Source organism: Cupriavidus sp. FW305-46 (genome assembly GCF_058787075.1).
In genome coordinates this window covers 1-23,636 of sequence record NZ_JBYSZI010000015.1, presented here as the reverse complement: position 1 = coordinate 23,636, position 23,636 = coordinate 1, and the positions used below count along the sequence as shown (strand labels likewise).

Annotated in this window: 18 protein-coding genes and 2 pseudogenes; 9 read left to right on the top strand and 11 right to left on the bottom strand. The window is 67.1% G+C overall.

Annotation, left to right across the window (positions count from 1 at the left end; genetic code table 11):
• Positions 1-13: 13 nt before the first annotated feature.
• The 4 genes from AC3WON_RS09720 to AC3WON_RS09705 all read right to left on the bottom strand — a co-directional run bounded on the left by AC3WON_RS09720 (position 14) and on the right by AC3WON_RS09705 (position 5,646).
• Positions 14-1,603, bottom strand: a complete 1,590-nt coding sequence (locus AC3WON_RS09720; protein WP_492351702.1) for a gamma-glutamyltransferase family protein — start codon at positions 1,601-1,603, stop codon at positions 14-16.
• Between the two features lie 65 nt (positions 1,604-1,668).
• Positions 1,669-2,646, bottom strand: coding sequence for a Bug family tripartite tricarboxylate transporter substrate binding protein (locus tag AC3WON_RS09715; RefSeq protein ID WP_316154148.1), 978 nt, complete (start codon positions 2,644-2,646; stop codon positions 1,669-1,671).
• Between the two features lie 273 nt (positions 2,647-2,919).
• Positions 2,920-4,371 carry an NAD-dependent succinate-semialdehyde dehydrogenase gene (locus tag AC3WON_RS09710; protein ID WP_492351701.1) on the bottom strand — a complete coding sequence of 484 codons (1,452 nt, stop codon included), beginning with the start codon at positions 4,369-4,371 and terminating at the stop codon, positions 2,920-2,922.
• 9 nt (positions 4,372-4,380) lie between these two features.
• Positions 4,381-5,646, bottom strand: a complete 1,266-nt coding sequence (locus tag AC3WON_RS09705) for a 4-aminobutyrate--2-oxoglutarate transaminase (RefSeq protein WP_492318671.1) — start codon at positions 5,644-5,646, stop codon at positions 4,381-4,383.
• A 140-nt stretch (positions 5,647-5,786) separates the two neighbouring features.
• On the opposite strand from AC3WON_RS09705, the gene pdxR reads away from it, so the two are divergent.
• The 4 genes from pdxR (at position 5,787) to AC3WON_RS09685 (ending at position 10,134) form a co-directional block, all read left to right on the top strand.
• Positions 5,787-7,301 carry a MocR-like pyridoxine biosynthesis transcription factor PdxR gene (pdxR, locus tag AC3WON_RS09700; protein ID WP_492318672.1) on the top strand — a complete coding sequence of 505 codons (1,515 nt, stop codon included), beginning with the start codon at positions 5,787-5,789 and terminating at the stop codon, positions 7,299-7,301.
• Positions 7,302-7,366: 65 nt separating this feature from the next.
• Positions 7,367-8,551, top strand: coding sequence for an amidohydrolase family protein (locus AC3WON_RS09695; protein ID WP_492318673.1), 1,185 nt, complete (start codon positions 7,367-7,369; stop codon positions 8,549-8,551).
• A 136-nt stretch (positions 8,552-8,687) separates the two neighbouring features.
• On the top strand, positions 8,688-9,029 hold the full coding sequence (locus tag AC3WON_RS09690; protein WP_492318674.1) for a hypothetical protein: 342 nt from the start codon (positions 8,688-8,690) through the stop codon (positions 9,027-9,029).
• Positions 9,030-9,093: 64 nt separating this feature from the next.
• Positions 9,094-10,134: a ribonuclease Z gene (locus AC3WON_RS09685; RefSeq protein WP_492351700.1), complete on the top strand. Its 1,041-nt coding sequence runs from the start codon at positions 9,094-9,096 to the stop codon at positions 10,132-10,134.
• Here the strand turns inward: AC3WON_RS09685 and AC3WON_RS09680 are convergent.
• Positions 10,131-12,031: pseudogene (locus AC3WON_RS09680) on the bottom strand (potassium transporter Kup). The gene AC3WON_RS09685 and the pseudogene AC3WON_RS09680 overlap by 4 nt on opposite strands.
• Before the next feature lie 218 nt (positions 12,032-12,249).
• Between AC3WON_RS09680 and AC3WON_RS09675 the strand changes: the two are divergent.
• The gene (locus AC3WON_RS09675; RefSeq protein ID WP_492351699.1) at positions 12,250-12,795 is read left to right on the top strand and encodes a ProQ/FinO family protein; all 546 of its coding nucleotides are present in this window, start codon (positions 12,250-12,252) and stop codon (positions 12,793-12,795) included.
• A gap of 27 nt (positions 12,796-12,822) precedes the next feature.
• Here the strand turns inward: AC3WON_RS09675 and AC3WON_RS09670 are convergent, their stop codons facing one another.
• Positions 12,823-13,962, bottom strand: coding sequence for an acyl-CoA dehydrogenase family protein (locus AC3WON_RS09670; protein ID WP_439672601.1), 1,140 nt, complete (start codon positions 13,960-13,962; stop codon positions 12,823-12,825).
• Entirely contained in the window at positions 13,955-15,151 is a 1,197-nt protein-coding gene (locus tag AC3WON_RS09665) for a CaiB/BaiF CoA transferase family protein (RefSeq protein WP_492351698.1), read from the bottom strand. The genes AC3WON_RS09670 and AC3WON_RS09665 overlap by 8 nt, the downstream gene beginning before the upstream one ends.
• Positions 15,152-15,266: 115 nt before the next feature.
• On the opposite strand from AC3WON_RS09665, the gene AC3WON_RS09660 reads away from it, so the two are divergent.
• Together AC3WON_RS09660 and AC3WON_RS09655 are read left to right on the top strand one after the other, a co-directional pair.
• The gene (locus AC3WON_RS09660) at positions 15,267-16,172 is read left to right on the top strand and encodes a LysR family transcriptional regulator (RefSeq protein WP_492351697.1); all 906 of its coding nucleotides are present in this window, start codon (positions 15,267-15,269) and stop codon (positions 16,170-16,172) included.
• A gap of 114 nt (positions 16,173-16,286) precedes the next feature.
• Positions 16,287-16,511, top strand: a complete 225-nt coding sequence (locus AC3WON_RS09655) for a DUF3820 family protein (protein ID WP_013952607.1) — start codon at positions 16,287-16,289, stop codon at positions 16,509-16,511.
• 18 nt (positions 16,512-16,529) lie between these two features.
• Here the strand turns inward: AC3WON_RS09655 and garD are convergent, their stop codons facing one another.
• A complete protein-coding gene (gene garD / locus AC3WON_RS09650; RefSeq protein ID WP_492318681.1) occupies positions 16,530-18,095 on the bottom strand; it encodes a galactarate dehydratase in 1,566 nt (521 codons plus the stop codon).
• A 388-nt stretch (positions 18,096-18,483) separates the two neighbouring features.
• Here garD and AC3WON_RS09645 point away from each other — a divergent pair, with 388 nt between their 5' ends.
• Complete coding sequence (locus AC3WON_RS09645) at positions 18,484-19,539, top strand: cyclase family protein (protein ID WP_492318682.1); 1,056 nt, start codon at positions 18,484-18,486, stop codon at positions 19,537-19,539.
• Positions 19,540-19,567: 28 nt separating this feature from the next.
• Entirely contained in the window at positions 19,568-20,809 is a 1,242-nt protein-coding gene (locus AC3WON_RS09640; RefSeq protein WP_492318683.1) for an ABC transporter substrate-binding protein, read from the top strand.
• A 104-nt stretch (positions 20,810-20,913) separates the two neighbouring features.
• On the opposite strand, the gene AC3WON_RS09635 is transcribed toward AC3WON_RS09640, so the two are convergent.
• The 3 genes and pseudogenes from AC3WON_RS09635 to AC3WON_RS09625 all read right to left on the bottom strand — a co-directional run.
• On the bottom strand, positions 20,914-21,501 hold the full coding sequence (locus tag AC3WON_RS09635; RefSeq protein ID WP_492318684.1) for a helix-turn-helix transcriptional regulator: 588 nt from the start codon (positions 21,499-21,501) through the stop codon (positions 20,914-20,916).
• Positions 21,502-21,983: 482 nt separating this feature from the next.
• The gene (pyk, locus tag AC3WON_RS09630) at positions 21,984-23,402 is read right to left on the bottom strand and encodes a pyruvate kinase (RefSeq protein WP_492318685.1); all 1,419 of its coding nucleotides are present in this window, start codon (positions 23,400-23,402) and stop codon (positions 21,984-21,986) included.
• A 56-nt stretch (positions 23,403-23,458) separates the two neighbouring features.
• Positions 23,459-23,636, bottom strand: a pseudogene (locus tag AC3WON_RS09625) (iron-sulfur cluster carrier protein ApbC); the annotation flags it as partial.

Sequence of the window (23,636 nt, the reverse complement as noted above, 5' to 3'; positions counted from 1 at the left end):
CGCCCGCGCCCGCCTAAAACCCCACTGCCTGCCCGTCGCGCCGCGAGTCCGAGGCCGCGATATAGCCGTCCGGCGCCTTGTAGATGAGCTGCGCCGAGCCGAACTCCAGGCTGTCGCGCGGCGCCACCTCGACGCGATGGCCCATGCCGCGCAGCGTGGCGACCACGTCCGGCGGCAGGTGCGCCTCGACATTCACCACCGGCCCGTGCTCCACGCGGAAGCGCGGGGCATCGCTCATGGCCTGCGGATTCTGGCCGAAGGCAGCGAGCCGCGCCATCATCTGCACATGGCCCTGCGCCTGCATCGAGCCGCCCATCACGCCGAATGACATCACCGGCGCGCCATTGCGGGTGACGAAGCCCGGGATGATGGTGTGCATCGGCTGCTTGCCCGGCGCCACGCAGTTGGCGTGGCCGGGCTTGAGGTTGAAGCCCGCGCCGCGGTTATGCAGCGCGATGCCGGTGCCGGGCACCACCACGCCAGAGCCGAAGCCGCGGTAGTTGGACTGGATATACGACACCATCGAACCCGCCGCATCCGCGCTGGACAGGTAGACGGTGCCGCCGCTCTTCGGGACGCCAGCGGTGGGTGTGCCGGCGCGTTTCATGTCGATCAGCGCCGCGCGCTCGGCAAGATAGGCCGGATCCAGGAAGGCGGCGGGCGCGTGCTGCATGGTGGCCGGGTCCGACACGTGGCGGTGCAGGTCGGCGAAGGCTAGCTTCATCGCCTCGATGCTGACGTGGTAGAAGCCGGCGCTGTCGCAGCCCATGCTTTCCACGTCGAAGCGGTCCAGGATGCCAAGGCCGATCAGCGCGGCGATGCCCTGGCCGTTCGGGGGAATTTCATGGAGCGTGTAGCCGCGGAACTGCTGCGCCATCGGCTGGACCCAGGCGGCGCGATGCGCGGCCAGGTCGTCGGCGCGGATGGCGCCTCCGGTTTCCTCGGCGAACGCGACGATGCGCGCGGCGAGTTCACCCGTGTAGAAGCTCTCGCCATCGCTCTCGGCGATGCGCTGCAGCGTGGCGGCCTGCTCCGGGAAGCGCCAGCGCTCGCCTGCCTGCGGTGCCCTGCCATCGCGCAGGAACGCCTTGGCAAAGCCAGGCTGGCCGGCCAGCACCGGCACCTGCGCGGCCCATTGCCGTGCGATCTGCGGCGACACCAGGAAACCCTGCTCGGCGTACTCGATGGCCGGCGCGAACAGCCGCGCGAACGGCAGCTTGCCGAAGCGGGCCGACAGCGCCTTCCAGCCCGCGACCTGGCCCGGCACGGTCACCGTATCCCAGCCCACCTGGGGCATGCTGTCGTGGCCGGCGAAATGATCCAGGGTCCAGCGCGCCGGCGCCCGGCCGCTGGAGTTGAGCCCGTACAGTTGCCCCTCGTGCCAGACCAGCGCGAACATGTCCCCGCCAATGCCGTTCATGACCGGCTCCACCACGGTCAGCGCAATCGCACTGGCAATGGCGCTGTCGATGGCATTGCCGCCTTCGTACAGCATGCGCAGCCCCGCCTGCGCGGCGAGCGGCTGGCTGGTGCTGACCGCGTTGGCGGCCAGCAGCGGCATTTTTTGCGACGGGTAGGGAAAGGTCCAGTCGAAAGGCAACATCGAGAACTCCACTCAGAACAGATGAAAGGGCGCGCGGGCGGCGCCCCAGGGTTGCTGCACGCGGCTTATTGCAAAGTCACGCCGGACTGCTTGACCAGCTTTTCGGTACGCGGGATCTCCGCGCTGACCATCGCGCTGAAATCGCCGACGCTGCCGCCGCGCGGCTCGGCACCGGTGGCAGCCAGGCGTTCACGGAACTCCGGCGCTTTGAGCAGCTTGTTGATCGAGACATTGAGCTTGCTGACCACGTCGGCCGGCGTGCCCTTGGGCGCGACAATGCCATACCAGGGCGCGATATCGAAACCGGCATAACCCTGCTCGGCAATCGTCGGAATCTCCGGCGCGTTGGGCGAGCGCTTGCCGGTGGACATGCCGAGCGCGCGCAGCTTGCCTGCCTTCACATACGGCAGGCCGGTCATGATGGTGTCGAAATACATCGACACCTGGCCGGACAGCAGCGCCGGGATCGCTTCGCCGGCGCCCTTGTACGGCACATGGACGATATCGATGCCGGCCGCGGCCTTCAGCATCTCCCCGGCGATATGCGAAGTGGTGCCGGCACCGAAGGAGGCATAGGTCAGCTTGCCCGGATTGGCCTTGGCATACGCGACCATTTCGGGCAACGTCTTGAACGGCAGCGACGGGTTGGACAACAGGATATTCGGCGTGACCGCGACCACCGCCACCTTCTCGAACGCATCCGGGTCATAGCTGAGCTTCTTGTACAGGAACCGGTTGGTCACCATCGACGCCGGCCCGGACATCAGCAGCGTATAGCCATCGGCCGGCGCGCGTGCGGCCACTTCGCTGCCGATCATCGCGGCGGCGCCCGGCCGGTTTTCAACCACGAAGGTCTGGCCGTATTCCTTGCCGAGCCCGATGCCGATCTGCCGCGAGATCAGGTCGGTGGCCGAGCCGGCCTGGAATGGCACGACAATACGCACCGGCTGGCTGGGCCAGTCGCGGGCGCCTTGCGCAAGTGCCAGTGAAGAGGCCGCCAGCATGGTAACTGCAAGCAGGCTGCGGATAGCAGTGGAACGCATCTTTGTACCCTCATCGATAGAAGAAATGGCATCCGCTGACAGCAACGGATGGCACTTCCCAGTCCGCAATATGCGTGCCATTGGCGTTGGGCTGATCCCGGCGCGCGTCCTGTCCGCCCCCTTCCGTTTCCTGGAAGTTTGCGCAGGTCATGCACCGGAGTCGCCCACCTGGCGCCGGCATTTGCCGGACTGTCTTGTCTCCGTGGGGCCAGCGCACTGCGTGGGTGCGCCGTGCCCCGCCCTGGTGGTGGGGTGTTCCTCACCCCATTGTTGTTATTCGACTTCCATGCAGAGGTACTTCGTCTCCAGATACTCGTCGATGCCATGACGTGAGCCTTCGCGGCCCAGCCCCGATTGCTTGACGCCGCCGAACGGCGCCACCTCGTTGGAGATCAGCCCGGTATTGATGCCGACCATGCCGTACTCGAGCGCCTGCGCCACGCGCCAGATCTTCGCCATGTCGCGCGAGAAGAAGTAAGCGGCCAGCCCGGATTCGGTATCGTTGGCCATCGCCACCACTTCTGCTTCGCTGGTGAAGCGGAACAGCGGTGCCAGCGGGCCGAAGGTCTCCTCGCGCGCGACCCGCATCGACGCAGTCGCATTGGCCAGCACCGTCGGCGCGAAGAAGGTGCCGCCGAGCGCATGGCGCTGGCCGCCCGTCAGCACCGTGGCGCCGTGCGCGAGCGCATCGGCGATATGCGCTTCGACCTTGGCCACCGCATCGGCGTCGATGAGCGGGCCTTGCGTGACCCCGCTGTCGACGCCATGGCCCGGCCGCAACTGTTCGACCGCGCTGACCAGCCGGCGCGCGACCTCGTCGTAGACGCGGTCGTGCACATAGATGCGGTTGGCGCAGACACAGGTCTGGCCGCTGTTGCGGAACTTGGAGGCAAGGATGCCCTCGACCGCGCGATCCAGGTCGGCGTCGTCGAAGATGATCAGCGGCGCGTTGCCGCCCAGTTCCAGCGAGAGCTTCTTCACGGTGCCGGCGCACTGCGCCATCAGCAGCTTGCCGATCGCGGTCGAGCCGGTAAAGCTGAGCTTGCGCACCACCGGGCTGGCGCACAGCACGCCGCCGATCTGCACGGCGTCGCCGGTCACCACCTGCAGCACGCCACGCGGCACGCCGGCCTGTTCGCCCAGCACGGCCAGCGCCAGCGCCGTGAGCGGCGTCTGTTCGGCCGGCTTGACGATGATGGTGCAGCCGGCGGCGAGCGCCGGGCCGACCTTGCGCGTGATCATCGCCGCGGGGAAGTTCCACGGCGTAATGGCCGCGCACACGCCCACCGGCTCGCGCAGCACCAGCATCTTCTGGCTGCTGCGCGGGCTGGCCAGCACCTCGCCATCGACCCGCTTGGCTTCCTCGCCAAACCACTCGAGGAAGCTCGCGGCATACGCCACCTCGCCACGCGCCTCGGCCAGCGGCTTGCCTTGCTCGGCGGTCATCAGCCGGGCCAGGTCTTCCTGGTGCGCCAGCATCAGGTCGGCCCAGCGGCGCAGCACGGCGGCACGCGCCTTGCCCGTCTGCGCGCGCCATGCCGGCAGCGCGCGCTCGGCGGCGCGCACCGCCTGTTCGGCTTCAGCCGCGCCGGCCAGGGGCACCGAGCCGATCCGTTCCTGAGTCGCCGGGTTGAAGACGGCGAGTTCTGCGCCGCTTTGCGCTCCGCTCCATTCGCCGTCGATCAGGCAATGGCTGCGCAACAGCGCGGTATGTTGGAGTTCCATGTGTTCCCCTTATTCGGCCAGCGCCTGGGCCAGCACCGCCAGCGCCGCGTCGAACTGCGCCTGCGGGATGGTGAGCGGATAGAGGAAGCGGATGACGTTGCCATAGGTGCCGCAGGTCAGCAGCACCAGGCCGGCTTCCAGCGCACGCGTCTGTACGCGCTTGGCATGCTCGGCACTTGGCTGGCCCGTGGCGGGATCGCAGAATTCGGCGGCAACCATCGAACCCAGCCCACGCACCTCGGCCATTGCGGGGCAGTGCTTGCGCTGCGCCAACAGGTGCTCGCGCAACTGCTGGCCCAGGCTGGCGGAGCGCTCGCACAGCTCTTCTTCCTCGATGACATCGATGACCGCGTGCGCCGCCGCCACCGCCAGCGGATTGCCGGCATAGGTGCCACCGAGGCCGCCGGGCAGCGGCGCATCCATGATCGCGGCCCGGCCACTGACCGCCGACAGCGGCATGCCGCCAGCCAGGCTCTTGGCCATGGTAATCAGGTCCGGCTCCACGTCATGGTGCGACATCGCGAACATCTTGCCGGTACGGCCAAAGCCGGTCTGCACTTCATCGGCAATCAGCACGATGCCGTGCTGGTCGCACACCGCCCGCAAGCCCCGCATGAAATCGGCCGGCGCCGCCTGGAAGCCGCCCTCGCCTTGCACCGGCTCAACGATGATCGCGGCCACGCGGCCCGGATCGATATCGGTCTTGAACAGGCCTTCAAGCGCCTGCAGCGCCCGCTCAGTGCTGACGCCATGCAGCGCGCTGGGGAACGGGGCGTGGTAGATGTCGGAGGGGAACGGGCCAAAGCCGATCTTGTACGGCGCCACCTTGCCGGTCAGCGCCATGCCCAGCAGCGTGCGTCCATGGAAGGCGCCCGAGAAAGCGATCACGCCGGGGCGGCCGGTATGCGCACGGGCGATCTTGATGGCATTCTCCACGGCCTCTGCGCCGGTGGTGAACAGGGCCGTCTTGTTCAGGCCCTGGATCGGCACCAGCGCGTTGATGCGCTCGGCCAGCGCGACATAGCCCTGGTAGGGCACGATCTGGTAGGCGGTATGCGTGAAACGCTCCAGCTGCGCGGCGATGGCCTGCATCACGCGCGGGTGGCGGTGGCCCGTGTTGAGCACGGCGATGCCGGCGGCGAAGTCCGTGTAGGCACGGCCTTCCACGTCCCACAGCGTGGCGTTCTCGGCGCGGTCGGCGTAGAAATCGCACATCACGCCCACGCCGCGCGGCGTCGCGAGGGTACGGCGTTGGTTCAGTTCGAGGTTTTTCATGGTCTTTGTGCGGTGAGGACTGTCGGCACCGGCCGACTCGCGAAACGGGCACCGCTGGCAGGGGCCCAGCGATGCCAGCCATTTCAACCGGCCTTGGCCCTATAATCCAGTACCGCTTTTGCAATTCCGATGGTGCCAATTTGAAATCGATCTGCGGCGACCAGCTGCTCCAGCGCCTGGGCCCCGAAGGCACGGCGGCACTGGGCAAACCGCTCAACCGGGGCCTCTACGAATGCATCCGCGGCGCGATACAGGACGGCAGCCTTGCGCCGGCCACGCGCCTGCCGCCGCAACGCGACCTGGCCGCCGAGCTGGGGTTGTCGCGCAACACGGTGATGTTTGCCTACGACCAGCTGCTGGCCGAGGGCTACCTGTACGCGCGCACCGGCAGCGGCACCTTCGTTGCCGCCACCGCGCCGGAGCGCTACCTGAACGCCGCCGCCGTGCCGGCGACCGAGGTCGGGCCGCAGGCCATGCCCGGGCTGTCGCCGCGCGGACAGCGGCTGCTGGCCAATGCCTCGGCCTCGCCCACGCAATGGGGCGCCTTCATGCCGGGCGTTCCCGACGTCACGCGCTTCCCGCATCGCCGTTATGCGCAGATCTCGGCCCGCCTGTGGCGCAACCCGCACCCGGAGTGGCTGAGCTACAGCCATGGCGGCGGGCTGCCGGCGCTGCGCGAAGCCCTGGCGGCGCACCTGCGCGTGGCGCGGTCGGTGCGCTGCGATCCGGACCAGGTGCTGATCACCGAGGGCATACACCAGGCCATCGACCTGGTGGTGAGGATGCTGGGCTCGCCCGGCGACCAGGCGTGGGTGGAGGAACCCAGCTATTGGGGCATCCGCGGCGTGCTGCAGGTCAGCGATATCGGCATGGTGCCGAAGCTGGTGGACGACGAGGGCCTGACGCTGCCCGACACCGAAGCCGGCAGGGAGATGCCCGCGCCGCGCTTTATCTTCGTCACGCCCTCGCACCAGTACCCGCTTGGCGCCGTGATGAGCCTGAAGCGCCGGCGCGCGCTGCTGGAGTACGCCCGCCAGCGCGGCAGCTGGATCGTGGAGGACGACTACGACAGCGAGTTCCGTTTTTCCGGACAGCCGGTCCCGTCGTTGCAGGGCATGGAACCGGATGCGCCGGTGATCTATATCGGCACCTTCAGCAAGACCCTCTATCCGGGCTTGCGCATGGGCTACCTGGTGCTGCCGCGCAGCCTGGCCGGCGCCTTCCAGACCGCGCACGCCGAGCTATACCGGGCCGGCCACCTGATGACGCAGGCAACCGTCGCCGAATTCATGCAGGCGGGCGACTATGCCGCCCACATCCGCCGCATGCGGCCGCTGTATGCCAGGCGGCGCGCCATCCTGGCCGCGTTGCTCGAGCGCTACCTCGGCCCCGGCGCGCTGCACGAGCACGGCAGCAATGCCGGCCTGCACCTGGTGCTGCGCCTGCCCGACGATGCCGACGACGTGGCCATCACCGCCGCCGCCCGCGAGCGCGGCATCATGGTGCGGCCGCTGTCGCGCTATTTCATCGGCGCTGCCGTGCAGCGCGGCCTGCTGCTGGGGTATGCCTGCGTGCCGGAGGAGGACATCGCGCCGGCCTTCGACAGGCTGCTCGGCTGCCTGCCGCGCGGCGGCATGCGCGCCCCGCAGCGTTGAACCGTGCCGAGAGACAAGCCCCGCCGTCCTGAAGGCGACTTCATCCTGAAATAACGGAAGATGCAATGAATCAACTGTTGGTCCGCAATGTCCGGCTCGCAGCCGGGAACCAGGTCGATATCCTGATCGCAGACGGCCAGTTCGCGAGCATCGGCGCCGGGCTTGACACGCCGGCCGGATGCCAGGTCGAGGACGGCGCCGGCGCGCTGGCGCTTCCCGGCCTGGTCGAGGCGCACACCCACCTGGACAAGACCCTGTGGGGCATGCCCTGGTATCGCAATGAGGTCGGTCCCAACCTGACCGACCGCATCGACAACGAGCGCCGCTGGCGCGCCGCCACCGGCCACGATGCCCGCGCGCAATCGCTGGTGCTGGCGCGCGCCTTCCTCGCGGCGGGCACCACGCGGCTGCGCACCCACGTCGACATCGACACCGACGCGGGGCTGCGCCACCTGCAAGGCGTACTGGCCACGCGCGACCAGCTGTCCGCGCAGATGGACATGCAGATCGTCGCGTTCCCGCAGTCGGGCGTGCTGGGGCGCCCCGGCACGGAAGCCCTGCTGGATGCGGCGCTGCGCGATGGCGCCGACATCCTCGGCGGGCTGGACCCGTGCGCCATCGAAGGCGACCCGGTGCGCGCGCTGGATGTCCTGTTCGGCCTCGCGCAGCGCCATGGCCGCCCGCTCGACATCCATCTGCACGAGCCCGGCACCATGGGCGCCTATTCCCTCGACCTGATTCTGCAACGAACGGCCGCGCTGGGCATGCGCGGCATGGTCACGGTCAGCCACGCCTTCTGCCTGGGCGATATTGCCGAACGCGAGCGCGACGCGCTGCTGCGGCGCATCGCCGACCTTGGGGTTGTCATCGTCACCACCGCGCCGCCGTCGCGCCCGGTGCCGCCGGTCGCCGCGTGCCGCGCGGCCGGTGTCAGGATTGCCGGCGGCAACGACGGCATCCGCGATACCTGGACCCCATACGGCTCGCCCGACATGCTGGAGCGGGCCATGCTGATCGGCCTGCGCAACAACTTCCGCCGCGACGACGAACTCGCGCTTGCGCTCGATTGCGTGACGCACGCGGCCGCCGGCGCATGCGGCTTCCAGCGCTATGGCCTGGCGCCGGGCGACCGGGCCGACCTGGTGCTGGTCGCCGCGCAAACGGTGGCCGAGGCGGTCGTGGCAAGGCCGGTGCGGCAACTGGTGGTGTCGGCCGGCCGGGTCGTGGCACGCAACGGCGCGCTGGCATGAACGCATCCGTCAAATAAACTAGCTGCAGGGCGGCGTTGAAATCGTGCTCTTGCGTCGCGCGGCAGTCGCCTGCAAAGCACATTGCGCGCCGGGGCCAGGTGACAAGCGGCCCGCAACCGCACGGAGGTGGCCTTCAATGAAGCCTCGTCACGATCCACAGCAATGGCGCCGCTTCTATATCCTGGATGAGAAGAACCGGCCAGTGCAGGTAACCGACCACGACGAATGGTCGCGCTGGATGGCGGACAACGACCTGGTATTCCGCCGCACCCTGCTGGAGCAGTCCGGCGGCATGGTGACGACCCGCTTCCGGGGCGTGTCCGAGGCCGCACCGACGGACACCCCCTTGTTCATCACCCGTGTGACCGGGCTGGCCGAGCAGGACAATGAAAGCTATGGCGCGCAGACGCTTGACGCGGCGCTGGAAGAGCATGAGCGGATCGTGCAGAAGCTGCTGCGCCAGCTGACCGGGCGGTGACAGGCAGCCCGGACCAGCATGCGCCTTTGCCTGGGCCCTGGTGCCGGTCGCACCGCGAGTGAACATGCGTCACCTGCTGGAAGCCCGCCTCGTCAACGATGCCTTTGGCGATCCTGGGCTGTTCGTAAGCTTCCTGGACGAACGGCGCGCGCTGCTGTTCGACCTGGGCGACATCGCCCGGCTGATGCCGCGCGAGCTGATGCGCCTGTCGCATGTGTTTGTCACGCATGCGCACATGGATCATTTCTCTGGCTTCGACAAGCTGCTGCGGGTGCTGCTCGGGCGCAAGCCGCGCATCGTGCTGGTCGGCGGGCCGGGATTCCTGGCACAGGTCGAGCACAAGCTGCTCGCCTATACCTGGAACGTGGTGCATCGCTACGCCATCGAACTGGTCATCGAAGTGGCCGAACTTGGACTGGACGGGCAGATGCGGCGCGCCTGCTTTTCCAGCCGGCACGGCTTTGCCAGGGAGGCCGAGGCGTGTGTCGAGAGGGCCGGCGATATCGTCCACGACGAAGCGACGTTCCGGGTGCGCGCCTGCTTTGTCGACCACGGGATTCCATGCCTGGCCTACCTGGTGGAGGAAAAGGCCCGGCTCGGCGTCAACAAGGAACGCCTGGCTGCATCGGGCCTGACCACCGGCGCCTGGCTGCGCGAACTCAAGCATGCGGTCCTGACCGGCGCGGCCGGCGATACCCCGATTCTTGTGCAGTGGCGGGACAGGAGCGGCGACCATGCGTCGGCGCGAACGGTCGGCGAGCTGAGCCGGCTGATCCTGGCTACCGAGCCCGGCCGGCGCATCGGCTACGTGACCGACCTGCGCTATACGAGCGCGAACGTGCAAGCATTGTCGCAACTGATGCAAGGCGTCGACCAGCTCTTCATCGAGAGCGTGTTCCTGGATGTCGACCGGGCACACGGCCTGCGCAAGAACCACCTGACCGCTGCCCAGGCCGGATGGATTGCGCGCAGCATAGGTGCGCGCGCGGTGACGCCGTTCCATTTTTCGCCACGCTATCAAGGGCGCGCCGATGAACTGGCCGCCGAGGTACGGGACGCCTGGGCCACGGAGTCCTTTGCAGAACAGGTACCGCCGGCGGTCTAGATCTTGATCTGCGTGCCAATCTCGATCACGCGATTTGCCGGTATGTTGAAGTAATCAGCAGCATTGCCGGCGTTCCTGCTCATCGTGGCAAACAGACGTTCACGCCATGACGCCATGCCACTGGGACCGCCGGCTGCAGCGACGATGGCCTCGCGACTCAGGAAGAACGAGGTGTCCATGATGTCAAACTCCAGGCCAGCCGGCGGAGGCAGCGCGCCGAGCGCCTGCGCGACATCGGGCCGGTTCATGAAGCCGAAGCGCAGCGTTATCCGGTAGCAGGCGTGTCCGAGCGCTTCAACGGCTGCGCACTCGGTCGCCGGCACCGATGGTACATCCTTCATCTTCACGGTAAGAAACACGACGCGCTCGTGTAGCACCCTGTTATGGTTGAGGTTATGCATCAACGCGTGTGGCACCACATCCGGTGTCGGGGTGAGGAACACCGCCGTGCCGGGCACACGCGGCGGTGGTGCGAGAAACAGCGAATCCAGGAACGACTTGAGGGGCACGTCGGTACTTTGGAGCCGCTCCAACAGGGCTTGCCGGCCGCGAACCCATGTCAGCATCACGACGAATATCCCGGCCCCGACAACGAGCGGGAACCAGCCCCCTTCGGCAACTTTCAACAGGCTGGAGGAAACGAAAGCCATATCCACCGCAATAAAGAAGCCGGTTGCGACAAGGCTTAGCAGCAGGTTGTAGCGCCAACCGTAGTGGATCACAAAGAAGGTGAGAAGCGTCGTCACCAACATCGTGCCGGTGACCGCGACCCCATACGCCGAAGCGAGATTGGACGGGATCCGAAGCCGAGCACGGCAACCAGAACCGCAACAAGCAACATCCCGTTGAGAGTCGGTATGTAGATCTGACCGATCGCTCGCTCCGATGTGTGCACCACGTTCATGCGTGGCAGATAGCCCAGCTGGATTCCCTGTTTCGTCAGCGAGTAGGCACCCGAAATCGTCGCCTGCGACGCGATCACTGTTGCCGCTGTCGCGAGTGCAACCATCGGATAAAGGGCCCACGACGGAAACAGCAGGTAGAAGGGGTTCTCGATTGCTTTTGCATTCACAATGATCAGCGCGCCCTGCCCCAGGTAATTGAGCGCAAGCGCCGGGAATACCAGCCCGAACCAGGCCAGGCGAATCGGGGCACTGCCGAAGTGCCCCATATCGGCGTAGAGCGCTTCGGCACCGGTGAATGCGAGCAGCACCGCCCCAAGCACCGCGAACGAGGCGAACCCGTGCTGCGTCACGAAACCGAGCGCGTGCAGCGGGCTGAGCGCGCCCAGGATTGCGGGATACCGGGCGATGCCGTGGATGCCCGCGGCGGCCAGGGCGAGAAACCACACGATCGTGACAGGCCCGAACAGCGCGCCGATGGCGGCGGTGCCATGCCGCTGGAACAGGAACAGCGCGATCAACACACCCACCGATGCCGGCAAGACATAAGGCTGCAGCGCGGTAGTGCCCACCTCGATGCCTTCGAGCGCCGAGAGCACCGACATGGCAGGTGTCAGCACCGCATCGCCATAGAAGAGCGCCGCGCCGAACAGGCCCACCAGCAGGATCGGCGTCGGCGAGCGGCCGACCTTTTTCACTGACGACAGGGCGAGCGCGAGCAGTGCCATGATGCCGCCTTCGCCCCTGTTGTTTGCCCGCATGATGAGGATCACGTACTTGAGCGAAACCACCACCATCAGCGCCCAGAGGATCGCGGAGATGCCGCCAAGTATGTTCTCGGTTACGAGCGGAATCCCGTGGGCTGGATTGAAGGTTTCCTTGACCGCATAAAGGGGGCTCGTGCCGATATCGCCGTAGACCACGCCCAACGCAGCAAGCGTGAGCGCTGCGCGGGATTGCTGCGGGTGCGACGCGGCTGGCGTTTCACCGTTCATGGCATGGGAATCCACCGCTGCTCCTCGATTTTCGAACGGATGGTCCGCCTGCTCAGGGCAATCACGTGAGGGCGCCCCCGCCGCGAGCCATTCTGTCCGGGCCCCGCCTTTCGGCAGCGAGAGACGTATTCGACCCATGCCCGCCGCATGCAAATTGCCGCCAAACCTGTCGTTGGCCCAGCCTTGCTACAATTCTGGTTCACAGAACGGCAAATATCATGGGCTTTGAACAACTCGCAGCACTAAGGGATCAACTGGCAAGCAAGGCGAAGGCCGAATCTCGTACGGAAGGCAAGCGCCGGCGCCCTGCGCCGGCTGCCGCGCAGGCTGCGGCGCCCGCGAAGCCGCCCGTCGATCCGGTGGTGCATTCCATTGCCCGGCTGCAGAAGCACTTCCCCAAGGCGTTTCCGAAGAATCCGGCGCCCAAGGTGCCGCTGAAGGTCGGCACGTTCGAGGATCTGGCCCAGCATGCGGGCAAGCTAGCCCTGACCGAGGCGGAGCTGCGTGAAGCGATCCGCACCTGGTGCAGCGGCGCACGCTATTGGTCGTGCATGGTGGAAGGCGCCAAGCGGCTGGACCTGGAAGGCAATGAGGCCGGCGTCGTCAGCGTGGCGGATGCCAAGCGGGCCCAGCAGCTGAAGGCCCGCCGCGGTGCGGGCACCCGGCCGCGGAAAGCCAAGCCCGCCACGCCCGCTGCCACGCCTGACACCCCTGCCGCGCCCGCCGCCACGCCTGACAGCCCCGACACGCCTGCCGCGCCCTGATCCCCACCGTCGGATCTGCAGCGGCGCTTACGCCAGCACCGCGCGCGCGATCACCGTCCGCTGGATTTCCGACGAGCCTTCATAGATGCGCAGGATCCGCGCATCGCGCACCAGCCGCTCCAGCGGCATTTCGCGCGTGAAGCCGTAGCCGCCGTGGATCTGCAGCGCGGCGTCGGTGACAAAACCGACCATCTCCGAGGCATAGAGCTTGGCCATCGATGCCTGCTCGGTGAAGGGCTCGCCGTCCCGGCGCCGCACCGCTGCCTGCAGGGTCAGCAGCCAGGCCGCCTCCAGCCGCGTGCGCATGTCGGCGAACATCCATTGCAGGCCTTGCTTGCGCGCCAGCGGCTCGCCGCCGACCTGGCGCTGCCTGGCCCAGTCCGCCGCGCAGGCCAGCGCTGCCTCGGCAATGCCCAGGCTGGTGGCGGCCACGTCCAGGCGGCTGTTGTCCAGCACCTTCATCGCGGTACGGAAGCCCGTGCCTTCCGGCCCCAGCCGGTTGGCGGCGGGGACGAAGCAGTCCAGCGCCACCTCATGGGCCGGCGCCCCGCGAATCCCCATCAGTTTCTCGGCGGGTGCGATCTGCACGCCCTCGCTGTGCCGGTCCACCACGAAGGCGCTGATGCCGCGCGTGCCGGCGGCCGGATCGGTCTTGGCGTAGACGACGATAAAGTCCGCAGCGTCCGCATTGGAGATGAAGTGCTTGACCCCGCGCAGGCGGTAGCCGTCGCCCTCCGGGGTGGCGCGCGTGGCCATGTCGGCCGGGTTGGAGCCGGCGCGCGGCTCGGTCAGCGCAAAGGCGCCCAGCTTGCCGCCGGCGGCCGCATCCGGCAGGTAGCGCTCGCGCAGGCTGTCGTCGCCGCCGATCAGGATGGAATCGGTCGCCAGGTAGTGCGCGCCGATCATCGACGAGGTCGAGGCGCAGGCCTTGGCAACCTCCGCCAACGACAGGATCAGTGCCACCGGCGAGGTCTCGGTCCCGCCCCAGCGCTCCGGCAGGTTCATCCCCATCAGGCCGAGCTCGGCAAGTTGCGGCACATAACACGTGGTGGAGGCTTCGGCCCGGTCCACCTCGGCCGCCTTCGGGGCCAGTTCGCTTTGCGCGAAGCGGCCGATGGCGTCGGCAATCTCGAGATCGCCCGGCTCGACGCCCAGTCGTTTATGCATGTTGTTTCTCCTTGCTGAACACTTGCGGATGCGCCGTGGCAGCGTTGGCCAGCTCGGCCAGAATGGCTTCGGTATGCTGCCCCAGCGCAGGCGCGGGCGTCACGCGATTGGCGCCGTAACCGGAAAACTTCACCGGCTGCGAGGGCAGCCGCACGGTGCCGCCCTCCGGCCCGGGCACTTCGGCAAGCAGGCCGCGGTGGGCGGCATGGTCGCTCTCCAGGGCGTCCTTGACGTTGCGGATGGGCGCGACGGGAATGCCCGCCTCGCTCAGCAGGCGGTTCACCTCGGCCACGGAAAGGCCGGCCGACCAGGCTTCGAGACCGGCGCGCAGATCGCCCTCGAAGCGGCAGCGCGTCTCGTCGTCGGCAAAGCGCGGGTCCTGCGCCATCTCCGGCCGGCCGATGGCATTGGCCAGCGCCTGGAACAGCTTGTTGTTCAGCACCGCCACCACATAGAAGCCGTCTGCGGCGCGGTACACGCCGAACGGCGCGGACGAGGGATGGCGGTTGCCGACGCGCCGCGGCGCCAGGCCGGTCGCGGCATAGCGCGCGACCAGGGTGGCGCTCAGGCTCAGGGTGGCGTCGAACATCGAGACATCGACATGCGTGCCCCGCCCGGTCTTCTCGCGCGCCAGCAGCGCGGCCAGCACGCCCCATGAGGCGAACAGGCCGCTGACCGCATCGGAGATGGCCTCGCCCAGCATGGTCGGGGTGCCGTCCGGGGCGCCGGTGGCATCCATCAGCCCGCACATTGCCTGCAGGATGATGTCGTAGGCCGGGCGGTGCGATTCCGGCCCGGTCTGGCCGAAGCCCGACACGCTGGCGTAGACCACCGGCGGATTCAGCGCACGCAGCGCCTCATAGCCGATGCCCAGCTTGTCCGCGACACCCGGGCGGAAGTTCTCGACCACCACGTCGGCCCGGACGCAGAGCGAGCGCGCCAGCTCCAGGCCCGCTGCCGTCTTCAGGTCGATCACGATGCTCTGCTTGTTGCGGTTCATGGCAGAGAACAGGCCGCTCTTGCCATCGACAAAGGGACCGACCGCGCGGTAGTCGTCGCCGCCAGGCGGTTCGATCTTGATCACCTCTGCGCCAAGGTCGCCGAGCAGCGCCGTGCAGTAAGGGCCCGCCAGCACGCGCGAGAAATCGATCACGCGGATGCCGGCAAGCGGCAGGTCGGAATGGGTCACGTCTTGGCCTCCAGGCTTGCAAACCCGCGGGCTTGCGTTTCAGTGACACCGATTCTGCGCAGCGCAGGCTATCAAGTAAAATATTGAATTCGACTAGCACCTATAGGATTTCCTGATGCGCGTCTCCTTGCGGCTGTTGCGCTACTTCGCCGCGGCGGCGGAAACCGGCAGCACCACGGCGGCGGCGCGGCTGCTGAACGTCTCGCAGCCCTCGATCTCCGTTGCCATCCGCGAACTGGAGACGCTGTTCGAGGAAGCCCTGTTCGCCCGCGATGTCGGCGCAAGGATGACCCTGACCCGCTTCGGCGTGCGCAAGCTGGCGGAAGCGCGCCACATCCTTGGGGCAGCAACGGCATTTGAAGTGGACAAGAGCGGCGATGCCGCCGCGGGCGAGGTGCAGATCGGCGTGTTCCGCACGCTGGCGCCGGTCTACCTGCCGGTGGTGCTGCGCCTGGCACGCGAGCGCTATCCCAAACTGTCGGTCCGCTTTGTCGAAGGAGATCTCGCCCAGCTGGAAGACTGGCTGCACGGTGGGCAGATCGAGCTGGCGCTGACCTACGACGTCGGCATGCCCAATGACATCGAGCGCGAACTGCTGGCAGAGCTGCGGCCCTACGGCCTGCTGCCTGCGGGCTCGCGGCTGGCCAGGCGCAAAGGCAGCCTGTCGCTGCACGAATTGGCGCAGGAACCGCTGATCCTGATCGACCTGCCGCACAGCCGTGAATTCCTGATGGCGCCGTTCTGGCAATTCGGGCTGCAGCCCGAGGTGCGCTACCGCGCGACTTCGCTGGAACTGGCGCGCGGCATGGTGGCGAACGGACTGGGCGCGGCGCTGCTGATCACGCAGGCGCCGGCGTCGTCCCAGATTACCGCCGTCGTGGAAAAGCCGATACGGGAAGATACCGTGCGCCAGCCGCTGGTGATCGCGCGCACGGCCCGCGCGACGCGCACGCGGGCGTCAGAGTTGCTGGCTGAATGCGTGCGCGCGGCCGTGCAGGAAGCGATGATCAAACGCGCCTGACCGCAGGCGGTGTCCACGAGCCGTCGAACACCGGCGCCTTCGGCCAGCAGGCCCGGGCATCACGAGCGCATTCTGACTGTGATAGCGTGGAGCCTTCCGACTTTCCGCCCACCCATGACCGATTTCGACGCCGACGCCCTCAAGCGGCTGGTCACAGTCACCATGCCCTTTGGCAAGCACAAAGGCACGGTGATCGCCGACCTGCCAGGCAACTACCTGAACTGGTTCGCGCGCGAGGGCTTCCCGCCGGGGCAGATCGGCGCGCTGCTGGCGCTGATGCATGAGCTGGACCACAACGGCCTGTCGCATCTGCTCAAGCCGTTGCGCGGGCGCACGTAGCGCCCTCGGGCCTGAGGCTCAGGTCACCGGTGCCGGATTGAACAGCACCAGCGCATTGCGGATCTTCCAGTGCTCGGCCCATGACTTCTTGCCACTGGCCACGGCCAGGAGCGTGTGGAACAGCTCCCAGCCCACTTGCTCGATGGTGGCCTCGCCGGTCGCGATGCGGCCGGCGTTGACATCCATCAGGTCGTGCCAGCGCCGTGCCAGGTCGTTGCGGGTGGACACCTTGATCACCGGCACCTCGGCCAGCCCGTACGGCGTGCCGCGCCCGGTGGTGAATACGTGCAGGTTCATGCCGGCAGCCAGCTGCAGCGTGCCGCAGACAAAATCGCCCGCGGGCGTGGCGGCGTAGATCAGCCCCTTCTGCGTGACCTTCTCGCCGGGGCCAGTGACGCCGTGGATCGGGCCGGTGCCGGACTTGACGATCGAGCCCATCGCCTTTTCCACGATATTCGACAGGCCGCCCTTCTTGTTGCCCGGCGTGGTGTTGGCGCTGCGGTCGACCTTGCCCTGCTCCAGATAGCGGTCGTACCAGGCCATCTGCCGCACCAGCGCCTCGGCCACCTCGGGGGTGGCCGCGCGCGCGGTCAGTTGGTCGATGCCGTCGCGCACCTCGGTCACTTCGGAGAACATCACCGTGGCCCCGGCGCGCACCAGCAGGTCGGTGGCAAAGCCCACCGCGGGGTTGGCGGTGACGCCGGAGAAGGCATCGCTGCCGCCGCACTGCACGCCGACCACCAGGTCCGACGCCGGACAGGTCTCGCGCCGGCGTGCGTCCAGGCGCGCCAGGTGCTTCTCCGCCGTGGCCATGATCGAATCGATCATCGAGGCAAAGCCCACATGCTGCTCGTCCTGCAGGCAGACCACATCGGGCTCGCCCTCCTTCTGGATCGGGATGGTGCCGGCGCCGATCAGGCGCGCCGGCTGCAGCTTCTCGCAACCCAGGCTGACGATCATCACCTCGCCGCCGAAATTGGGGTTCAGCGCGATATTGCGGATGGTGCGGATCGGGATGCCGGCGTCGGGCGCGTCGATCGCCACGCCGCAGCCGTAGGTGTGCTCAAGGCCCACTACGTCGTCGACATGGGGATACTTGGGCAGTAGTTCTTCCTTGATGCGCCGCACGGCAAACTCCACCACGCCCTCCACGCACTGCACCGTGGTGGTAATGCCCAGGATATTGCGCGTGCCGACCGAGCCGTCCGCATTGCGGTAGCCCTCGAAGGTATAGCCATCCAGCGGCGGCAGCGGCGCCACGCGCGTGCCGACCGGCAGGTCGTGCAGTTCAGGCGCGGCCGGCATGCGGGTCACCCGCTCATTGACCCAGCTGCCGCGCGGCAGGCCTTTCAGCGCGTAGCCGATCACCACGTTGTAGCGGATCACCGCGTCGCCCTCGCGCAGCTCAGTCAGCGCCACCTTGTGGCCCTGCGGCACGCCCTCTGCCAGCACCAGGCCGCAGGGGAATTCCGTTCCCGCCGGCAGGCCGCCGTCGTTGGCCACGATCGCGACGTTGTCGTTCGCGTGCATCGTGATGTACAGGGGGCGGGCCGCCTTCCCACCTGCCGTCGGGGTCACTGCCATGTCATCTCCAGCCTGGCGCTGTCGCGCACCTTTAGTGTTACGTTGTCTGACAACATTCTATCTGCTTATGCTTGTCTATGGCCTCGGGAATTCCCTATCTCTTGCCATCTCAGGGCAAACATAAGCCACTTTCCTAGGTTTGTTGTACGACAACACATCATGAACCAGGATTGTCCGCCCCAGGAACGAGGCCAACCCGCCGAAATCCTGTTGCACCGCAAAATGACCATTCCCCGCAATATGGCCTATAAGGATGCAACCGGTTTCATGCCACGAGAACCGGACAGGAGACCTTCCGCGCGGCGACGCACATCGCGCAGCCACGCCGCACTGATACCCCATACACCGGCTGCTCCCTCGGCCACGCCCACGACAGGAGGCATGACTCATGCGCTGGAAGCAACGTCCGCAAGGTTCCAACTGGGGTGATTTCGGCCCCGACGACCAGCTTGGCCGCGTCAACCTGATCGGCCCGGAACAAGTCGTCAAAGGCGCGCGCGAGGTGCAGGCCGGCATCAGCTTCTGCCTGTCGCTGCCGCTGGACTACCCCGGCGGCAACAAGCTCAACCCGCGCCGGCATCCGCCGGTGCTGCGGCCTACCCTGCGCGACGACATCCCCTATTTGAACTTCCCGCTGGCCAAGGTCGATCCCACCGCCACCGACGTCATCAGCGACGACCAGGTGCTGCTGTGCCTGCAATACAGCACGCAATGGGATGCGCTGGCGCACGTGGGGGCGCTGTTCGATGCCGACGGCGACGGCCGCCCGGAGCGCGTGTATTACAACGGCTACCGCGCCAACGAGCATATCGTCGGCCCGGTCGACTATGCCGAGGACGACAACTTCGCCGCGCACCCTTGCGGCCACGACCACAGTGCCGCGCAGGCGCTGGGCATCGAGAACTTCGCGGTCAAGGGCATGCAGGGCCGCGGCGTGCTGGTGGACCTGGCGCATGCCTTCGGCATGGACTTCCGCAATGTCGGCTACGACGACCTGATGCACGCGCTGGACGCCGGCAAAGTGGAGGTCGAACGCGGCGACATGCTGCTGCTGCGCACCGGCTTTGCCGAGGTGGTGCTGTCGATGCAGCGCAACCCCGATGAAGCCGTGCTGCACCACAGCTGCTGCGCGCTGGACGGCCGCGACGAGCGCCTGCTGAACTGGATCACCGATGCCGGCATCGCCGCGCTGATCGCCGACAACTACGCGGTGGAACGCTACCCCGCCCGCCCCGCGCCCGACGGCGACAAGAGCCACCCGCTGCTGCCGCTGCACCACCATTGCCTGTTCAAGCTGGGCCTGCCGCTGGGCGAGCTGTGGTACCTGCGCGAACTGGCGGACTGGTTGCGCGCCAGCGGCCGCACCCGCTTCCAGCTCACCGCCCCGCCGTTGCGCCTGCCCGGCGCGGTGGGGTCGCCGGTGACGCCGATCGCCACGGTATAAGCCAACAACAATAAACCAGGGAGACACCATGAACCATCGCCACGCGCTCCGCCGCATTGCCGCCAGCGCCCTCGCCTTCGCCGCGGCGCTTGCCTGCGGCACCGCCCAGGCCCAGCCCAGGGCCGCCGTCTCTGACGATGTCGTCAAGCTCGGCATGCTGCTCGACATGAGCGGCCTGTATGCCGACGTCACCGGCCGCGGCAGCGCCACCGCCGCGCAGATGGCCATCGACGATTTCGGCGGCAAGGTGCTGGGCAAGAAGATCGAGCTGGTGGTGGTCGATCACCAGAACAAGGCCGACATCGCCGCCAACAAGGCGCGCGAATGGTTCGACACTGCCAATGTCGACGCCATCCTCGACGTGGCCGCGTCTGCGCCGGCGCTGGCGGTGCTTGAGGTTGCAAGACAGAAGAACCGCATCGTGGTGTTCTCCGGCCCGGGCACCGAGCGCATCACCAACGACCTGTGCACGCCGGTGTCAGTGCACTACGCCTACGACACCTACGCGCTGGCCAACACCACCGCGCGCGCGATGGTGCAGCGCGGCGGCAAGTCCTGGTTCTTCCTGACGGCGGACTACGCCTTCGGCCACACGCTGCAGGACTCGGCCACCGCGGTCGTCAACGAGACCGGCGGCAAGGTGCTGGGCGCCGCGCGCCACCCGCTGGCCACCAGCGACTTTGCCTCTTACCTGCTGCAGGCGCAGGCCAGCAAGGCACAGGTGGTGGGCCTGGCCAATGCCGGCGGCGATACCGTCAACGCGATCAAGGCCGCCTCTGAATTCGGCCTGACCCGCAACAACACGCAGCGCATGGCGGGCCTGCTGCTCTATATCAACGACATCCACGCCATCGGCCTGAAGACCGCCTCCGGGCTGGTGCTGACCGAAGCATTCTACTGGGATATGAACGATGCCACGCGAGCCTGGTCGCGCCGCTATTTCGACAAGCTCAGGAAAATGCCCAACATGAGCCAGGCGGGTGCGTATTCATCGGTGACGCACTACCTGAAGGCCGTGCAGGCAGCCGGCACAGACGAGACCGCGGCGGTGATGAAGAAGATGAAGTCGATGCCGATCAACGACTTCTTCGCCAAGAACGGCCGCATCCGCGAAGACGGACGCATGGTCCACGACATGTATCTGTTCGAGGTCAAGACGCCGGCCGAGTCCAAGTACCCATGGGACTACTACAAGGTGCTGGCCACGGTGCCGGGCGAGCAGGCGTTCATGCCGGTGTCGAAATCGCAGTGCTCGCTGGTCAGGCGCTGATGGCGGCGCCGGTAGAGATAAGCGGCGTAGAGGCGCGGGGCCGAGGTTTCTGACCAATACAGATCATGGTTTGTATTCGAGAAATACAATCCATATTGCGCATTTTAGTCCCTGGTCAGGTTTTCCAGCCACAGGCTCATCAACCCCGCCCGGCCCCTGACGCCGAATTTCCGGAAAATGCCGGTCACATAGGAATGGGTCGTTGAAACGGCCAGGCCGAGGCGCTGGGCAATCTGCTTTTCCGATGCGTCGGTCAACAGCAGCCGCAAGACCTTCTGCTCGTGGGGCGCCAACGGAACGGAGGAAAGCGCCAGCCCAAGGTCAAGAATGCTCTCCTTCTTCAGCGCAGTGACATCGCGGGCAACCCCGACGCGCAACCGTTCCGACTGGAGCCATCCGGCGGACCACATGATATGGACGGCGCTGCCGTCCTTGTGGCGATAGCGGTTTTCAAAACCGATCCGCTTCTTTCCCGACATCACCTGCTTGGCCTCGACAATGGTCCGGTCCCGGTCGCCAGGCATGACCAGATCGATGATGAACTCACCCGCCATATCCTTCGGCGTATAGCCAAAAATGCCCTCGCACGCTGCGCTGACATACTGGATGCGGCCGCCTGTGTCGACCAGGAATACGGCGTCCAGCAATTGGTCGGCAAACGCAGTGATGTCTTTTCCGATCTCGATACTCATGGCAGTCCAGACCCCCGATACTGGCGCTTTTACTGGCGCCTTGATTGGCCCCTTCGCCCGGATTTCACCCGAACGCGAGTCAACGTGAAGACTAGACCACGCGCCAGCGCATGTACAGTGTTGGCATCGATAAAAACCGTGCAAGGATCGCCAGCCGGAAGGCCTTTAACGGCGCCACTGATGCCTGCGCGCCGTCAAAGGCACCCTGCTGATTAGCAGGGTATGACTTTTGCACCGTTTCGATACCATCATGGCCATCATTTGCCCTGGTCTTCGGCCAGATAACAATGGCCCCGCCGGGGCGCCGCCAAAGCCGTAGTCAACGAGAGTCGGGGCAAATGAGCCAGGCCTCGGCATTGCCTGCCTCTTTCGAGGGGGGATGGAGGTCAGGAGGGGAGCGGCCCGGCCCGCTGACAGAGGTGGCAGTGGCCTCTGTCAGCGGGGACCGTGCAACGCCGCCGCAATACGTGGTGGCCATCGCCTCATTGAATCTGCGCGATGCGCAGCAGGTTGGTGGTTCCCGCCACCAGGAACGGCAGCCCGGCGGAGATGACGATGGACTGTCCGGATTCGCCGAACCCCTCGGCCAGCACGGTGCTGCTGGCCAGATCGGTCATTTCCAGCACGTCCACCACCTCGCGGCAGAGCACGGCGTGCACACCCCAGGTGAGCGTCAGCCGCCTGGCCGTTGCCATGCGGGGTGTCATGCCGAGAATGGGCACCTGCGGCCGCTCGCGCGCCATGCGCAGCGCCGAGTAGCCCGAGCTGGTATAGGCCACCGTCGCCGGCACCTTGAGCAAGCGCGCGATGTGGCGCACCGCGTAGCCGATGGCATCGGCCGCTTCCGCGCGCGGCGGGGTGTGGGATGCCTCGATGGCGTCGCGGTACAGCGGGTCGGATTCCGTGCGGGAGATGATGCTGTTCATCATTCGCACCGCCTCCACCGGATACCGGCCGGATGCCGACTCGGCCGACAGCATGACCGCGTCGGCACCGTCGTAGATCGCCGTCGCCACGTCTGACGCTTCCGCGCGGGTGGGCACGGGGGCGGCAATCATCGATTCGAGCATTTGCGTGGCAACGATGACCGGCTTGCCGGCCTTGCGGCACGCGCGGACGATCTGCTTCTGCAGCGACGGCACCTGCTCGGCCGGCATCTCCACGCCCAGGTCGCCGCGCGCCACCATGATGGCATCGGCCTCGGCGACGATCAGGTCCAGGCTCTGGATGGCGGCGGGCTTCTCCAGCTTGGCCACGATACCGGCGCGGCCGTTGACGATTGCCTTGATCTCCCGGATGTCCTCAGGCCGCTGCACGAAGGACAGCGCGATCCAGTCCGCACCCAGGGCCAGACCGAAGTCGAGGTCGCGCCGGTCCTTTTCGGTCATGGCAGACAGCGGCAGCACCGCATCCGGCACGTTCACCCCTTTCCGGTCCGAAAGCGTGCCGCCGTTGACGACCGTGGTCTCGGCGAAGCCGGCGCCGCACTGCTCGACGCGCAGCCGGATCTTGCCGTCGTCCAGCAGCAGCTCCACGCCTTCGCTCAGCGCGGCGAAGATCTCCGGGTGCGGCAGGCAGACCCGGCTGGCCGAGCCAGGCGCCGCGCTGTCCAGGTCCAGCCGGAAGCCGGCTCCCGCGGCCAGTTGCACCGGCCCGCCGGCGAAGGTGCCGATGCGCAGCTTCGGACCCTGCAGGTCGAGCAACACACCGATGGGACGGCCCCGTTCGCGCTCCACGGCGCGGATCGCCTCGAACCGTTGCCGGTGGTCGTCGTGGGTGCCGTGGCTGAAGTTGAGCCGGAAGACATCGGCGCCGGCCTCGAACAGCGCGTCGATGAGCTCCAGGGTGCTACTCGCGGGGCCGAGCGTGGCCACGATCTTGGCGTTGCGAAGGCGTCTCATGCCATTGCTCCATGTCAGCGCGCGACAGGAGCCGCGCGTAAATCGTTCACCCCCGGTCAGGTGTTCTGCACGACGATGCTCGGGAACTTGCTGGTCATGTCGCGCGCCTTGTCGGCGATCTTGATCGCCACCTTGCGCGCCATGGCGCGGTACATCCCGGCCACCGGGCTGTCGGGCTCGGCCACCACGGTCGGACGGCCGGAGTCGGCCTGCTCGCGGATCTGCAGGTTCAGC

Coding starts and splice junctions, on each gene's coding strand:
- AC3WON_RS09715 (WP_316154148.1), bottom strand. CDS start 2,646: ATGCGTTCCACTGCTATCCGCAGCCTGCTTGCAGTTACCATGCTGGCG.
- AC3WON_RS09660 (WP_492351697.1), top strand. CDS start 15,267: ATGCGCGTCTCCTTGCGGCTGTTGCGCTACTTCGCCGCGGCGGCGGAA.
- AC3WON_RS09710 (WP_492351701.1), bottom strand. CDS start 4,371: ATGGAACTCCAACATACCGCGCTGTTGCGCAGCCATTGCCTGATCGAC.
- AC3WON_RS09695 (WP_492318673.1), top strand. CDS start 7,367: ATGAATCAACTGTTGGTCCGCAATGTCCGGCTCGCAGCCGGGAACCAG.
- AC3WON_RS09720 (WP_492351702.1), bottom strand. CDS start 1,603: ATGTTGCCTTTCGACTGGACCTTTCCCTACCCGTCGCAAAAAATGCCG.
- AC3WON_RS09640 (WP_492318683.1), top strand. CDS start 19,568: ATGAACCATCGCCACGCGCTCCGCCGCATTGCCGCCAGCGCCCTCGCC.
- AC3WON_RS09670 (WP_439672601.1), bottom strand. CDS start 13,962: ATGCATAAACGACTGGGCGTCGAGCCGGGCGATCTCGAGATTGCCGAC.
- AC3WON_RS09690 (WP_492318674.1), top strand. CDS start 8,688: ATGAAGCCTCGTCACGATCCACAGCAATGGCGCCGCTTCTATATCCTG.
- AC3WON_RS09685 (WP_492351700.1), top strand. CDS start 9,094: ATGCGTCACCTGCTGGAAGCCCGCCTCGTCAACGATGCCTTTGGCGAT.
- AC3WON_RS09655 (WP_013952607.1), top strand. CDS start 16,287: ATGACCGATTTCGACGCCGACGCCCTCAAGCGGCTGGTCACAGTCACC.
- garD (WP_492318681.1), bottom strand. CDS start 18,095: ATGGCAGTGACCCCGACGGCAGGTGGGAAGGCGGCCCGCCCCCTGTAC.
- AC3WON_RS09645 (WP_492318682.1), top strand. CDS start 18,484: ATGCGCTGGAAGCAACGTCCGCAAGGTTCCAACTGGGGTGATTTCGGC.
- AC3WON_RS09675 (WP_492351699.1), top strand. CDS start 12,250: ATGGGCTTTGAACAACTCGCAGCACTAAGGGATCAACTGGCAAGCAAG.
- AC3WON_RS09705 (WP_492318671.1), bottom strand. CDS start 5,646: ATGAAAAACCTCGAACTGAACCAACGCCGTACCCTCGCGACGCCGCGC.
- AC3WON_RS09635 (WP_492318684.1), bottom strand. CDS start 21,501: ATGAGTATCGAGATCGGAAAAGACATCACTGCGTTTGCCGACCAATTG.
- pyk (WP_492318685.1), bottom strand. CDS start 23,402: ATGAGACGCCTTCGCAACGCCAAGATCGTGGCCACGCTCGGCCCCGCG.